The following is a 13,245-nucleotide window of genomic DNA, read 5'->3' as shown; positions in this document are numbered from 1 at the left end:
AACTGATGAAGAACCTGTTTACGTCCCGCTTGACTGTCGTGAAGGCCTGCATACTTCGCACTGTGTGTGCCCACATTCTCGTCGCCGAGGACAACGTTCACCAGGCTGAACTCGTCCGCCGGTACCTCGAGCACGACGGGCATTCCGTGGTGGTCGTCCACGACGGACGGGCGGCGATCGACGAGACGCGGCGCCGCAACCCCGATCTGCTGGTGCTGGACGTGATGATGCCGCTGGTCGACGGCATCGACGTGATGCGCGCGATCCGGACCGAGTCGGACGTGCCGATCGTGCTGCTCACCGCGCGCTCCACTGAGGACGACGTGCTGCTCGGGTTCGACCTGGGCGCGGACGACTACATCACCAAACCGTTCCGGCCACGGCAGATGGTCGCGCGGGTGCGGACGATCCTGCGGCGCACCGGCCGTGCGCGCGAGACGAGCGCCACGGTGCTCAAGGTCGGCGATCTGACCGTCGACCCGATCCGGCACGAGGTGCGCATCAAGGACGAACTGGTGAGCCTCACGCCCGCCGAGTTCCGGTTGCTCGCGAAGATGGCCGCGCAGCCGCAACGGGTGTTCACGCGCGAACAGTTGCTGGAGGACGGGTTCATCACCGCACGCACGGTCGACGTGCACATGATGAAGCTGCGCCGCAAGATCGAGCACGACTCGCGCCGGCCGGAACGACTTCTCACCGTCTACGGCATCGGATACAAGCTCGTATGAAAAGCCTCCTAGTCCGGTTCTTCCTGTTCTCGCTGGTGATCGCGGCCTGCTCGATCGCGGTCACGGCGTGGCTCGCGAGCCAGGCGACGACCGGCGCGATCCGGCAGGAACAGGGCGAGGCGCTCGAAACGGACGCCCAGATCGTCGACGAGCTCGTGGGTTACGCGGCCAAGCACAAGAACTGGGCGGATGCGAAGTCCACAGTGGACGAGATCGCGCGGAAGTACGGCCGCCGAGTGGCACTGACCGATCGCAACGGCAAGAAGCTGTTCGACACCGGCGACCAGAACGCACCCCAGCTGCCCATCACGCCACGGGCTTTGGTGGATCCGTTGAACGTCAACGGAAGGATCGACCCGCGGGCGGTCGGTCCGTTCAAGCTCACCGACGAGGAGTTCCGCACGCTGCACGCCTACGCCGACCAGTTGGAGAGGTGCAACACCTACGTCAAGGTCGTGGACGCGCCCAACGGCCGGCCGCGCCTGTCCAACGACGAACCCGGTCGGCTCTCGATCTGGGACGACTGCCAGGTCGGCGACCGGCTCTACACGCTCACGGTGACGGAGAAGGCCGCGTACGGCCAGCTCCAGGCCCTGTTCACGGAATGCCTGGCCCGGCTCGACCCGGTGACGGCGTCGAGCACGCGAGGCAAGAAACCGGGCCCGGCGACGTTCGACTGGGAGATCACGACCGTCCAGGACGCGTCACCGGAGGTGGTGGGGTGCATGGACAGCTCACGGCGCGAGCAGTTGCGCCCGTTCGTCGCCGAGCCCGTGCAGCTCTTCCTCACCTCACCGACCGGCGCCGAGCCGCAGTCGATCGACCTGTCGACGACCGGCGCCACCCGGATCACGCTGGTGGCACTGGGAATCCTCACGATCGCCGGCTTCGCCTCGTGGGTCACGGCGACGCAGCTGGTGCGGCCGATCCGCGCCCTCACCGCAGCCACCAAACGCACAGCCGAAGGCGATCGCACCGCACGAGTGGACGGCGGCGCGGGCGAGATCGGTGAGCTGGCCAAGTCGTTCAACGCCATGTCCGAGAAGCTCGCCGAGACCGAACGGCAGCGGCAGGCCATGGTCAGCGACGTCGCGCACGAGCTGCGCACGCCGTTGGGCAACATCACCGGCTGGCTGGAGGCGACGCAGGACGGGCTGGCCGAACCGGACCCGCACCTGATCGACATGCTGCTGGAGGAATCCCTTCTGCTGCAACGACTCGTGGACGACCTGCACGACCTCGCCCAGGCCGACGCGGGGACGCTGCGGCTGCACCCCGAACCGATCGCGCTCGACGACGTCGTGGACCAGGTCGTCAACGCGCAGCAGAACCGCGAGATCCTGCTGCGCGCGGAGACCACGCCGGTGCACATCAGCGCGGATCCGGTGCGGCTGCGGCAGGCACTCGGCAACCTCGTCGCGAACGCCGTGCGCTACACACCGCCGGGTGGCGAGGTCGTCGTGAAGCTGTTCCAGTGGCAGGATAGAGCGATCCTGGAGGTCACGGACACCGGCACCGGCATAGCGCCCGGTGACTTGCCGCACGTGTTCGACAGGTTCTGGCGCGCGGACAAGTCCCGCAGCCGCCGCACGGGTGGCAGCGGGCTCGGGCTCGCGATCACGCGGCACCTGGTGGAGGCGCACGGCGGTTCGGTGTCGGTGACGAGCACTCCGGGCGAGGGCTCGACGTTCCGGATCAGCCTCCCTCAGGCATGAGACCCAGCAGGTCCATGTTGATCGTCCCGGCCGCCTGGGCTCCCTGCGCGGCGGCGACGATCACGATGGCCGTGGGATCCGTGACGTTGCCTGCCGCGTAGACGCCGGGCACGCTCGTGCGGCCCTTGGCGTCCGTGCGCACGAACGGGCCTGCCATGGTCTCCGCGGTTTCCGCACCCAACGCGAGCAGGAACTCGTCGCGCGGTTTGACCGGTGCGGAGTAGACGAGCGCGTCGGCCGGGATGCGGTCCGAGCCGGAGATCACCGCGACGAGCCGGTCGTCCTCGACCTCGATGCCGTCGACCGAGGGCACGTGGGTGACGTCGTCCGACCACTGCCGGACCAGCTTGACCTTCATCTCCTCGCCGAACACCGCGAGCTTCTGGTCGCGGACCTCGTAGCCGTGGCAGTACGGGCAGCCGAAGACGTCGCGGCCCCAGCGTTCGCGCAGGTTGTCGGGCACCTCGTCGATCATGCCGGTCGCGAACAGCAGACGCTGGGCGTGCACCGTGCGCTCGGCCAGTTCGACCGCGAACCCGTCGTCGGTCTTGCTCACGCCGCGCACGTCGTCGTTGACGATCTCTCCGCCGTAGCCCTCGACCTCGGCCCGTCCGTGCTTGAGGAGGTCCAACGGCGAGAGGCCGTCGCGAGAGAGGTAGTTGTGCATGTGCGCGGCCGGCGCGTTGCGCGGTTCGGCACCGTCGACCACGAGCACGCTGCGGCGCGCCCTGGTCAGCATCAGAGCGGCGCTCAGTCCGGCCGCTCCCCCACCAATGATCACCACTTCGTATGTCATGACCCAACAGTGCGGTCGACAGCCCAGTTTTGGCAAAGTAAGTTGCTGTTATGGCAACAACCGTGGGGCAACGGCTCGCCGCGCTGCGGGCCGAGCACGAACTGACGCTGGCGTCGTTGTCCGAGATGACGGGCATCTCGAAGTCGACGCTGTCACGGCTGGAGACCGACCAGCGCAAGCCGACGCTGGAGCTGCTGCTGCCGTTGTCGCGGACCTACCAGGTGACGCTGGACGACCTGGTCGGCGCGCCGGAGGTGGGCGACCCGCGCGTGCAGATGAAGCCGCGCGAGCTCGACCACGGCCGCGTCGGCATCCCGCTGACCAGGTCGATCGGCCCGCTGCAGGCGTGGAAGATGATCCTCTCCGACGCCGAGCTGCACGAACCGCGCGTGCACGAGGGCTACGAGTGGTTCTACGTGCTGAGCGGGCAGGTCCGGCTGCGGATCGGCGACAAGGAGGTCGTGCTGCGCGCGGGCGAGGTGGCCGAGTTCGACTGTCGCCAGCCGCACGCGCTGAGCAGCGCCGACGGGCGGCCGGCCGAGATCATCAGCCTGTTCGGCAAGCAGGGGGAACGCATCCACACCCGCGCGGCGCCGCCCAACAGGTCATAGTGGAGGCATGTGCCGAAACATCCGGGTGCTCCACAACTTCGAACCGCCCGCCACGTCCGACGAGGTGCACGCCGCCGCGCTGCAGTACGTGCGGAAGGTGGGCGGCGCGGCCAAACCGTCCGCGGCGAACCAGGCCGCGTACGACAAGGCGGTCGCGGCTGTAGCCGCGGCGACGCGGGAATTGCTCGACGCGCTGGTGACGACCGCGCCGCCCAAGGACCGCGAGGTCGAGGCGGCCAAGGCGAAGGCCAGGTCCGCGGAGCGCTACGGACGCTAGCGCGCGACGCGCGTGTCGAGGTACATGCAGATCAGCTTGGCCGCGACGCCCGCGGAGCCGACGATGAAGGCCTGGTCAGGGCCGAGCGTGACAGCGATGGCCCACAGCAGCAGTGCGATCAGCACGAGGATGACCGTCACCTGCGCCGCGTGCGGCCAGGTGCCGGGGTGGGTCAGCCACCCCGCAGACAGCCGTGGCTGCGGAACCTCCACGTCACCCGCTCTATCGGGTGAACGCTCCGCCTTTACCGCCATCGTGCTCCCTCGCCGTGATTCCTCCTGATGAACCCATTCTGCTGAGTTGATCTTCTACGGAGTGTTACTTCCGCCGGTCATGCGGTGAGCGTTGGGTGAGCGTCGGCGAACGGCAGACGAACGGTCATCCCCGTGATCGGTTGCCGGTCCGTCACCGTCCGTTTACCGATTGCGATCCAGGTCGCAACTCTATGTGTCACCTACACGGGTGACAGTTCGACGCTCAGTGAACAACTACGCCGTTCGGAGCAGCGCCGTTTTTGTCAGACCCCTCGGATAACGTCAGGTGAAGCTCGCGGTACGAGGGGAGAAAACGTTGCCGGACAACAACGTCAGCGTCACCGCACTGTCGTTCACCGAGTACGTCATGAGCGGTCAGCGTGGACGCATCAACATCGTGTCGGAACAGCGGGGGATGTACCTGGCCTCCGATACCAGGGTGTGCGGGTTCTACAACCCGATCCGCGACGCCATGCGACGAGCGGTCAACTCGACGGAGCCGGAGATCGAGCTCAAGAAGGCGATCATGAACGCCAACCGCACGGGCCAGCCGCGGGCGTTCGAGGAGATCGCCGACGGCTTCCTGCCCTGGCTCGCGTCGTTCAAGGCGACCGGGGTGCCGGTGGAGGGCGCCGCCTACCGCGCCGGTGAGCTGACCTTGAAGGTGCGGCCGCACCTGGGGCTGCGCAAGAAGGACGGCACGACGTACGCGGTGCTCGTGCACGCCAAGGAACTGCCGCTGACCAGGGAGGCGGCCAACGTCGGGCTGCGGATCCTGCAGCACACGGTCGCGGACACGCTGCCCGGCGCGATCCCGCTCGTGCTCGACGTGCGGCGCGGCAAGGCGTACCAGATGCCGGCGCGCACGAACCTCGGGAAGCTCGACGTGCTGATCGCGGCCGAGGCCATGGGGTACGTGACGCACTGGAAGCTGTCCGGCCTGTTCGAGTCCGTCCAGGTCGGCTAGGGGGAAGGGAGTTGCGGCCCGCGGGGGGGCGGGCCGCAACGTCGACGCAGAAGCCGGTAGCGCTGCCGGCTGCTGGGCCAGGGCAGGCACCCCGGCGTGTTCTGGGCACAACCTGCCTGTACGGGTTGCTCGTTCAAAACACAGTGTTTCCCGGTGACTACGAGGAACTGCTTTCGGCGTTCGGCAGCGGTGTCTTCGATCATGTCGTTGGCGCACCGGCACGGACGACCCGGACCGGTGGAGGATCACCTGGCGCGACGCCGAGTTCTCCGAGCGGGAGAGCTACGACAGGCCGCCACCGCGTTCCTCTTCGAGCTGCTCACCGGCAAGATCCGGAGCAGGCTCATCGAGTTCACGCCGGCTCGCAACCCCGGTTTCCGGCCTGCCTAACAGGTCTTGAGCAGCCCGGCCAGGGCGTCGTACTCGGCCTGGTCCACGGTCAGCTTGTAGCTGATCTTCACCGAGATCCAGTGCTGCGCGTACGTGCACCCGTACGTCGCGACCGGCGGCTTCCACTTCGCCGGGTCCTGGTCGCCCTTGGAACGGTTGGACTTCGCGGTCACCGCCAGCAGCTGGATGCCGCCGAGGTCGTTGGCGAACGCCTTGCGCTCGTCGTCGGTCCACTTGTCGGCGCCGGAGCGCCAGGCTTCGGCGAGCGGCACGGTGTGGTCGATGTCGACCTCGCCGGCCTCCTTGATCACCACGCCGTCGTAGGCGCTGTTCCAGGTGCCGGAGACCGCCTTGCAGTCCTTGTCGGTCTTCACGTCCGCGCCCTGCTTCTGCAGCACGATCTCCCTGGTGTCACAGGAGTTTCCCTGCGAGGCCCAGTGCGGGAAGCGATCACGGCTGTAGCCGGCCATCTTGCCCTCGGGCGCGATCTTCAACGCGGCGAGGTCCGACGAACCGGTCGGAACGGGCGCGGGGGTGTTGGGCGGATTCTCCTGGGACGACTGGAGATTCGTGAGGTACCAACCCACTGCCACGAGCAGCACGAAGACCACCAGTGACGTCACCGCCGCGCGATTCATGCGGCAATGATCGACCATGCGGATCACGGACCGGTCACCCGGCCCGCGATCCGCGTGTCGCCACTACGGACGAGAGGTGAGGTAACCGCCCATGTGCTTGAAGTACTCGTGCGCCTTGAGCTCGGTGCCATCGGCGGTACGAACCTTCTTGACCAGCAACGCCTTGCTCTTGCCGCGCCTCGCCTCGGCTCCGGCGACGATGGTCACGCCGTCGCCCTCGCGGTAGAAGATCCGGCCGGGAGTGCCGCCGTAGACCTCGGCGGACACGTCGGCCTCGATGATCTCGAGGCGCTGACCGCGGTGGAAGCAGTACGCGCTCGGGTACGGCGCACACTGCGCGCGCACCAGCCGGTCCAGTTCCTCGGCGGTCCAGGTGAAGTCGATCCGGAGGTCTTCCTCGGCGCGCTTGTGGAAGAACGAGGCCTGCGAACGGTCCTGCTTCTGGAATTCCGTGCGGCCGGACGCGATCTCGGCGAGGCCGTCGACGGTGATCGGGCCGAACAGCTCCAGCGTCTTCTCGAAGAGGACCGCGGTCGTGTCGCGCGGGCCGACCGGAACCGAGCGCTGCAGCACGATGTCGCCGGCGTCGAGCGTGTCGTCCATCATGTGCGCCGTCACGCCGACCTCCTTCTCGTCGTTGAGAAGCGCCCAGATCAACGGCGAGAAGCCCGCGTACTTCGGCAGCAACGAGTCGTGCACGTTCAACGTGCCGTGCTTGGGCAGCGCGAAGACCTGCGGCGGGATCCAGGTCCGCCAGTTGCAGGCGACGATCACGTCCGGCTCGGCGGCCTTGAGCGCGTCGAGCAGTTCCTGGTCCTCCGGGCGTTCGCGGACGAGGACCTCGACGCCGTTCTCGCGGGCCAGTTCCTCGACCGAATCGCTCCAGACCTTCTCGTACGCGCCCTCACCCTTGGGGTGGGTCACCACCAGGACGACCTCGTGCTCGGACGCCAAAAGTGCCTGCAGGGTGCGATGACCCCAGGTCTGGAACCCGAACATGACGACCCTCATGGGGGTGTCCTCCTTCACGTGGTTGCGATACGGTCAGGCTAACCTAACTGACGGCTTGCGGAGATAGCTTAGGCTGCCCTAAGTTCGGTGCTCATGCATCCGATCTACGACATCGTCGGTATCGGGTTCGGTCCCTCGAACCTGGCGCTCGCCATCGCTCTGACCGAGCACAACGAGCAGGCCGAAACCCCTGTCACCGCGGTGTTCCTGGAACGCCAGCAGGCGTTCGGCTGGCATCGGGGCATGCTCCTTGACGACGCCACCATGCAGGTCTCGTTCCTCAAGGACCTGGTCACCATGCGGAACCCGACCAGTCGTTTCTCGTTCCTGTGCTACCTCCAGGACCGCGGCCGGCTGATCGACTTCGTCAACCACAAGAACCTGTTCCCGCTGCGCGTCGAGTTCCACGACTACTTCGAGTGGGCCGCGGCCCAGGTCGACGACGTGGTGGCCTACGGCGCCGAAGCCGTTGGCGTGGAAGCGATCCACGACGACCTGTTCGAGGTGACAACGGCCACGGGTGACGTGTACCACGCCCGCAACCTCGTCTTCGCCACCGGACTGCGCCCGGCCGTGCCCGAGGGCATCGCGCTCTCGGACCGCGTGTGGCACAACAGCGAGTTCCTCCACCGCGTCGGCTCGTTGAAGAACCCGAAGCGTTGCGTCGTCGTGGGCGCCGGGCAGAGCGCCGCGGAGGCCGTGGCGTACCTGCACCGCGAGTTCCCCGGCGCCGAGGTGTGCTCGGTGTTCTCCCGCTACGGCTACAGCCCCGCGGACGACAGCTCGTTCGCGAACCGGATCTTCGACCCCGAGGCCGTCGACCACTACTACGACGCCCCGGACGCCGTGAAGCAGCGGTTGATGGACTACCACCGCAACACCAACTACTCCGTGGTCGACATCGACCTGATCACGCAGCTCTACCGCACCGAGTACCAGGAGAAGGTGCTGGGCACCGAGCGCCTGAAGATGATGAAGATGACGCGGCTCGTCGCGGTCGAGGAGTCCGCGGACGGCGCGCGTGCGGTGATCCAGTCACTCGTCACCGGCGAGCAGGAGTTCCTCGACACCGACCTCGTGCTGCTCGCGACGGGTTACGGCGAGGCGGCGCCGGTCCTCGGTTCGCTGAACGAGACCTGCGCACGGGACGAGGCCGGCCGTCTGGTCGTCGGCCGCGACTACCGCGTGCGGACGTCCTTGCGTGGCGGCGTCTACCTGCAGGGCGGCACCGAGCACTCGCACGGCATCACGTCGTCGCTCCTGTCCAACGTCGCGGTGCGCTCGGGTGAGATCCTGGCGTCCGTGCTGACCAACACCCCAGTGCCGGTCCTCGCGACCGCGTGAAACTGGATCTCAAGCTGACGGGCTGCCGGGCCATCACGATGGACCCGGCACGCCCCGCCGCGCACACGATCGGCATCTGGCAGGGCCGCATCGCCGGGCTGGACGAGCAGGTCGAGAACCTGCCCGCGGCCGAGACCGTCGACCTCGGCAACGCCGTGGTGCTGCCCGGTTTCATCGACGCCCACACGCACCTGGCGTGGAACGGCCGCCGCACCACCGACATCACCGGCCTGACGACGGTCGCCCAGATCCTCGACCGCCTCACCACCACATCCGGCACGGGCTGGATCGAGGCGTCCGGCTACGACCGCCGGATCATGGACCGCCCGCTCACCGCGCTGGACCTCGACCGGATCAGCGACGGCAGGCCCGTGTACGTCGCCGACCTGTCCGGCCACGCGTGCGTCGTGAACTCCTTGGTGCTCAAGCAACTCCCGGAGATCACCAGCGACGGCTGGCTGACCGAGAACGAACAGCTGGCCGCGCGGACGTTGCGACTGCCGTACTCACTCGACGAGATCACCGCCGAACTGCACACGAGCGCTCAGCAAGTGCTGTCCGAGGGCGTCACCATGTGCGCGGAGGCGGGCATCGGCGCGGGCCTGATCGCCAGCAGCCCAGTAGAAGCAGCCGCCTACCAACGCGCCCAGCTCCCGATCCGCGTACAGCTGATGGTGTCCGCCCACGTCCTGCACGACGTCACCGCCGACCAGAACGACAGAATCCCCCGCGCGATCGACCTGGGCCTGCACACCGGTTTCGGCAGCGACATGCTGTCGTTGGGCGCCCTGAAGCTGTGGACCGACGGCGGCATGATGGCGCGCACGGCCGCGTTGTCCGAGCCGTACCAAGGCAGCGACAGCTCGGGCCAGCTCGCCGAGTCCGAGGAGTTCATGCGGGCGGCGATCATCGACGGCCACCACGCCGGCTGGCAGCTCGCGATTCACGCGATCGGCGACCGAGCGATCGACTTCACCTTGGACGCGGTCCAAGAAGCGCAACGCCAACGCCCCCGCCCGAACGCCAGACACCGCATCGAACACTGCGGTCTCGTTCGCCCCGAACAACTCGACCGGATCGCGACCCTGGGCATGGTCCCCGTGATCCAGCCGACGTTCCTCCACGCGTATGGCGATGACTACAGCGAGATCATGGGTGAGACGCGAGCACCGTGGATGTACCGCGGCCGCTCGTTCCTGGACCACGGCATCACCGTCGCGGGGAGCTCGGACCGCCCGGTCGCGGACGGAGCCCCGTTGCGCGCCATCGAGTTCATGGTGCACCGGCGGTCGTCCAGCGGCCGCGCGATCGGACCGGCCGAGGCGATCACCGTCGAGGAGGCGATCCACGCGTACACGCTCGGCGGCGCCTACGCGTGCCACAAAGAGGACTCACTGGGCAGCCTCACGCCGGGCAAACTCGCGGACCTCGTGGTGCTCGGCGACGACCCGCGCACGAGCGACGCGATCGCGGAGATCCCGGTGCTCGCCACCATGGTCGGCGGCTCGTTCAGCTTTCGGCGAGCTTCTTGATCGCGGCCAGTCGCTGGTCCCACTGGGAGGCGAGCGAGGACATCCACGTGGCGGTGGCGTCGAGCGCGCCGGACCGGACGGAGAAGTTGTTCTCCCGGCCCACGCGCACGGACGCCACCAGCTCGGCCTTCTCCAGCACGACCAGGTGCTTCACGATGGCCTGACGGCTCACCGGCAACTCACCGGCGAGCGTCGACGCCGACACGGGCCCCTTGGCCGCCACGAGGTCGAGCACCCGCCGTCGCATCGGATCCGCGAGCGCGGCCAGCACGTCGTCGACCTGACTCACCAGCACACCCCTTCTGCAACCCGTCGGTTGCAGAACAGGCTACTGCAGGCGGAAGGTCGCGGCCAACGTCGTGAGGCGGTCGATGATGTCCGCGTAGACGTTCGTGCGGCGAACCCAGTTCTCACTGCCGGACGCGGCGGACGGCGGCGCACCGAGCGGCGTGACGGCGTCCGTGACGCCGTACTCCAGCCGGTACGCGAGCACCGCGATCGCCGACTCGAGCCAGAACGACGGGTCCGGCGTGGGAATCTCCCCAAGCCCGACCCGGAACCACACGGGCATGCGCGCGTACTGCCCGAGCGCCTCGGAGATGCGCCGCTCGGCCGCGTCCTTGATCTCGCCGCGAGCCTTGTCCCCGGCCAGCACGGCCTCGGTGCGCCACTCCTCCCCCACGGCGTCCTCATCGGCCTCCAGCCGCTCGGCCGCCCGCTGCGCACTGGCCTCGTTCGCGTTGATCAGCCATTCCATCTGGCGAACCTCGTGCGACAACGCGTCCCGCTCGAACCGCGGCACCCGCCCACCGTCCAGTTTGGACCGGGCCTCGTCCCGCCGAGCCTTGAGCCCGTCGAACTCCAGCACCTCGGCCCTGAGGTCGACCCGCGCCGGATCAGCGAGGATCTCCTGCTCGGCGTCCCACGCCTTCCGCAACGCCTCGACCAGCGGCTCGATCTCCCCCGCGACCGCGTCAAGATCGACGAGCGGCCCGTCGCCGGCACCGGACAACCGCCGCTCCAGCACAGTCAACCGAGCCGTCACGCGCTCCAGTTCCGCGGACAGCTGACCGACATGGCTGATCAACGTGGCGACCTGCGGCTCGACCACGTCAAGCCGTTCCTTCTCCGTGGGCACGCGACCAGCGAACCGGACACCGAGGACGCGCAACAGCGGGTACCCGACGAATACACGCATTAGAGGAGCGGTTCCGCCCGGCCGTGGCAGCCACCCTCACGCACCGTCACAACACTGGGTGAACCCGGACAAAACGAGGTATTAATAGAAAATGGCGACCTCCGTTACTGAGACCGAACGCAAGTACGAGGCACCATCGGACGCGAGTCTGCCGGACCTCACAGAGATCACCGGCGTGGCGACCGGCCCGGAAGAGTTCGACCTCGAAGCCACCTACTTCGACACCGACGACTACCGCCTGGCCCGCGCCGGCGTGACCCTGCGCAGGCGCGTGGGCGGCAACGACGAGGGCTGGCACCTCAAACTCCCAGCAGGCGAAGACTCGAGGCAAGAACTCCGAGTCCCCCTGGGCAAAGCCGTGAAGAAGCCCCCGAAGGACCTCTCCTCCTTGGTGCGGGCCCACACCAGAGGCCAAACCCTCACCCCAGTGGCCGAAATCCGCACCAACCGCCGCCGCTGGCAACTGACCAACAACACCGGCGACATGCTCGCCGAGGTGGTCGACGACGTCGTCACCGCCCAAACCATGGGCTCCTCGACGACAACCACCTCGTGGCGAGAAATCGAAGTAGAGCTGGGCGAAAGCGGCGACCGCAAACTCCTCGACACCGTAGAACGCCACCTGGGCGACGCGGGCATAGTCCCGTCTTCGTCAAAATCCAAGCTCTCCCAGGTGATCGGCGTAAAACGAGACCAGGGCCCCACCCTGGGCAAAAAACCAACAGCAGGCGACGTCCTGCTCGCCTACCTGTACGACCAACGCGCCGCGCTCCAAAACCAGGACCCCCGAGTCCGCCGCAACGAGGACGACGCAGTCCACCAACTCCGAGTGGCCACCCGCCGAATGCGCTCAGCACTACAAGCCTTCGGCAAGATCGTCGACCGCGAAGAAACCCGCACCCTCACCGACGAACTCAAGTGGCTGGCCACAGTCCTGGGAACCTCACGGGACCTGGAAGTACTCCGCACGCGCTTCGAGAACGCCCTCCACGCCCTCCCACCAGAACTGGCACTAGGCGACGTAGCGGCACGAATGACCCGCTACTTCGCCCCGCTGGAAGCCAAGGCGCACAAGGACTCCGTAGCAGCGCTAGACAGCGAGCGCTACTTCACCCTCCTCAACACCATCGACACCCTGCTGACCACACCGCCACTAACCCCCTTGGCGTCAGGCAAGGCAAAGGAAGTCCTCCCACGCCTGGTGGAAAAGGCCCGCCACCGCCTGGACGTCCGCGTAGAGGAAGCCCTGAAGGTCAACGACAGCGACGAACCGCTGCACGAGGCCCGCAAGGCAGCAAAACGCCTCCGCTACTCGGCAGAAGTAGCCGAGCCCGCACTGGGCAAGCACGCCAAGGCCCTCCGCAAGCGAGCAAAGGACGTCCAAACCCTCCTGGGCGACCACCAGGACTCAGTGGTCGCACGCCCAGTCCTACTAGAGCTGGGCAGGGGCGACGAAAACGGCTTCACCTTCGGCCTCCTGTACGGCCAAGAAGTAGAGCTGGCCCACAAAACAGAAGCAGCACTCCCAGCCCTATGGCACAAGCTGAGCAAGGAACACCTCTAGGAGCCCCACCCAACGCGATGCCGAAGGCGAGCCGTCCTTAGCAAACGGGCTGGGCGGTGGGTCCCGTCACGAGTCGCGCCACAGCTCTTGCTGCACCTGAGGGGTGAGGTCAAGTCGACACGCTTTTCGTCGACTTGACCTCACCCACACGTGGGGCCCCCGCTTTGTGCGGCTCGGGGCGGGGGCCACCGCCAACGCGACCCTCATAACAGCCGGCAGC

General features: G+C 67.5%; 15 protein-coding genes. 9 read left to right on the top strand and 6 right to left on the bottom strand.

What is annotated here, in order from left to right; genetic code table 11:
- Positions 1–62 precede the first annotated feature (62 nt).
- A complete protein-coding gene (locus tag ACIQF0_RS43325) occupies positions 63–728 on the top strand; it encodes a response regulator (RefSeq protein ID WP_401040085.1) in 666 nt (221 codons plus the stop codon).
- Positions 725–2,443 (top strand): sensor histidine kinase, encoded by a 1,719-nt coding sequence (locus ACIQF0_RS43320; protein ID WP_401040083.1) that lies wholly within the window; start codon positions 725–727, stop codon positions 2,441–2,443. Before ACIQF0_RS43325 ends, ACIQF0_RS43320 begins: the two co-directional genes overlap by 4 nt.
- On the opposite strand, the gene ACIQF0_RS43315 is transcribed toward ACIQF0_RS43320, so the two are convergent.
- A complete protein-coding gene (locus ACIQF0_RS43315; protein ID WP_401040080.1) occupies positions 2,424–3,239 on the bottom strand; it encodes an NAD(P)/FAD-dependent oxidoreductase in 816 nt (271 codons plus the stop codon). The genes ACIQF0_RS43320 and ACIQF0_RS43315 overlap by 20 nt on opposite strands.
- A gap of 50 nt (positions 3,240–3,289) precedes the next feature.
- Here ACIQF0_RS43315 and ACIQF0_RS43310 point away from each other — a divergent pair, with 50 nt between their 5' ends.
- Together ACIQF0_RS43310 and ACIQF0_RS43305 are read left to right on the top strand one after the other, a co-directional pair.
- On the top strand, positions 3,290–3,850 hold the full coding sequence (locus tag ACIQF0_RS43310) for a cupin domain-containing protein (RefSeq protein ID WP_319981779.1): 561 nt from the start codon (positions 3,290–3,292) through the stop codon (positions 3,848–3,850).
- A gap of 7 nt (positions 3,851–3,857) precedes the next feature.
- Entirely contained in the window at positions 3,858–4,127 is a 270-nt protein-coding gene (locus ACIQF0_RS43305; protein WP_360049306.1) for a DUF2277 domain-containing protein, read from the top strand.
- Here the strand turns inward: ACIQF0_RS43305 and ACIQF0_RS43300 are convergent.
- A complete protein-coding gene (locus tag ACIQF0_RS43300; RefSeq protein ID WP_360049304.1) occupies positions 4,124–4,339 on the bottom strand; it encodes a hypothetical protein in 216 nt (71 codons plus the stop codon). The genes ACIQF0_RS43305 and ACIQF0_RS43300 overlap by 4 nt on opposite strands.
- A gap of 358 nt (positions 4,340–4,697) precedes the next feature.
- On the opposite strand from ACIQF0_RS43300, the gene ACIQF0_RS43295 reads away from it, so the two are divergent.
- Both ACIQF0_RS43295 and ACIQF0_RS43290 read left to right on the top strand, forming a co-directional pair.
- A complete protein-coding gene (locus tag ACIQF0_RS43295) occupies positions 4,698–5,348 on the top strand; it encodes a hypothetical protein (RefSeq protein WP_401040075.1) in 651 nt (216 codons plus the stop codon).
- Between the two features lie 201 nt (positions 5,349–5,549).
- Positions 5,550–5,738 carry a hypothetical protein gene (locus ACIQF0_RS43290; protein ID WP_401040072.1) on the top strand — a complete coding sequence of 63 codons (189 nt, stop codon included), beginning with the start codon at positions 5,550–5,552 and terminating at the stop codon, positions 5,736–5,738.
- Here the strand turns inward: ACIQF0_RS43290 and ACIQF0_RS43285 are convergent.
- Positions 5,735–6,376 carry an HNH endonuclease family protein gene (locus ACIQF0_RS43285; protein ID WP_401040069.1) on the bottom strand — a complete coding sequence of 214 codons (642 nt, stop codon included), beginning with the start codon at positions 6,374–6,376 and terminating at the stop codon, positions 5,735–5,737. The genes ACIQF0_RS43290 and ACIQF0_RS43285 overlap by 4 nt on opposite strands.
- A gap of 63 nt (positions 6,377–6,439) precedes the next feature.
- A complete protein-coding gene (locus ACIQF0_RS43280) occupies positions 6,440–7,387 on the bottom strand; it encodes a methionyl-tRNA formyltransferase (RefSeq protein ID WP_360049298.1) in 948 nt (315 codons plus the stop codon).
- A 93-nt stretch (positions 7,388–7,480) separates the two neighbouring features.
- Here ACIQF0_RS43280 and ACIQF0_RS43275 point away from each other — a divergent pair, with 93 nt between their 5' ends.
- Both ACIQF0_RS43275 and ACIQF0_RS43270 read left to right on the top strand, forming a co-directional pair.
- Complete coding sequence (locus tag ACIQF0_RS43275) at positions 7,481–8,731, top strand: lysine N(6)-hydroxylase/L-ornithine N(5)-oxygenase family protein (protein ID WP_401040065.1); 1,251 nt, start codon at positions 7,481–7,483, stop codon at positions 8,729–8,731.
- Positions 8,728–10,263 carry an amidohydrolase gene (locus ACIQF0_RS43270; RefSeq protein WP_401040062.1) on the top strand — a complete coding sequence of 512 codons (1,536 nt, stop codon included), beginning with the start codon at positions 8,728–8,730 and terminating at the stop codon, positions 10,261–10,263. Before ACIQF0_RS43275 ends, ACIQF0_RS43270 begins: the two co-directional genes overlap by 4 nt.
- On the opposite strand, the gene ACIQF0_RS43265 is transcribed toward ACIQF0_RS43270, so the two are convergent.
- Positions 10,241–10,552: an ArsR/SmtB family transcription factor gene (locus ACIQF0_RS43265; protein WP_401040059.1), complete on the bottom strand. Its 312-nt coding sequence runs from the start codon at positions 10,550–10,552 to the stop codon at positions 10,241–10,243. The genes ACIQF0_RS43270 and ACIQF0_RS43265 overlap by 23 nt on opposite strands.
- Positions 10,553–10,591: 39 nt before the next feature.
- The gene (locus tag ACIQF0_RS43260) at positions 10,592–11,461 is read right to left on the bottom strand and encodes a hypothetical protein (protein ID WP_401040056.1); all 870 of its coding nucleotides are present in this window, start codon (positions 11,459–11,461) and stop codon (positions 10,592–10,594) included.
- A gap of 91 nt (positions 11,462–11,552) precedes the next feature.
- Here ACIQF0_RS43260 and ACIQF0_RS43255 point away from each other — a divergent pair, with 91 nt between their 5' ends.
- Complete coding sequence (locus tag ACIQF0_RS43255) at positions 11,553–13,025, top strand: CHAD domain-containing protein (protein WP_401040054.1); 1,473 nt, start codon at positions 11,553–11,555, stop codon at positions 13,023–13,025.
- The last annotated feature ends 220 nt before the right edge of the window (positions 13,026–13,245 follow it).

Source organism: Lentzea sp. NPDC092896 (genome assembly GCF_044754905.1).
Taxonomy (GTDB): domain Bacteria; phylum Actinomycetota; class Actinomycetes; order Mycobacteriales; family Pseudonocardiaceae; genus Lentzea.
The sequence above is the reverse complement of the archived record's forward strand: the minus strand, read 5'-3'. Positions and strand labels throughout refer to the sequence as shown.

What these genes read in the sequence shown, in the direction of transcription:
- ACIQF0_RS43320 (WP_401040083.1), top strand. Translation starts at nt 725, where the DNA reads ATGAAAAGCCTCCTAGTCCGGTTCTTCCTGTTCTCGCTGGTGATCGCG.
- ACIQF0_RS43315 (WP_401040080.1), bottom strand. Translation starts at nt 3,239, where the DNA reads ATGACATACGAAGTGGTGATCATTGGTGGGGGAGCGGCCGGACTGAGC.
- ACIQF0_RS43310 (WP_319981779.1), top strand. Translation starts at nt 3,290, where the DNA reads ATGGCAACAACCGTGGGGCAACGGCTCGCCGCGCTGCGGGCCGAGCAC.
- ACIQF0_RS43305 (WP_360049306.1), top strand. Translation starts at nt 3,858, where the DNA reads ATGTGCCGAAACATCCGGGTGCTCCACAACTTCGAACCGCCCGCCACG.
- ACIQF0_RS43290 (WP_401040072.1), top strand. Translation starts at nt 5,550, where the DNA reads ATGTCGTTGGCGCACCGGCACGGACGACCCGGACCGGTGGAGGATCAC.
- ACIQF0_RS43285 (WP_401040069.1), bottom strand. Translation starts at nt 6,376, where the DNA reads ATGAATCGCGCGGCGGTGACGTCACTGGTGGTCTTCGTGCTGCTCGTG.
- ACIQF0_RS43280 (WP_360049298.1), bottom strand. Translation starts at nt 7,387, where the DNA reads ATGAGGGTCGTCATGTTCGGGTTCCAGACCTGGGGTCATCGCACCCTG.
- ACIQF0_RS43275 (WP_401040065.1), top strand. Translation starts at nt 7,481, where the DNA reads ATGCATCCGATCTACGACATCGTCGGTATCGGGTTCGGTCCCTCGAAC.
- ACIQF0_RS43260 (WP_401040056.1), bottom strand. Translation starts at nt 11,461, where the DNA reads ATGCGTGTATTCGTCGGGTACCCGCTGTTGCGCGTCCTCGGTGTCCGG.
- ACIQF0_RS43255 (WP_401040054.1), top strand. Translation starts at nt 11,553, where the DNA reads ATGGCGACCTCCGTTACTGAGACCGAACGCAAGTACGAGGCACCATCG.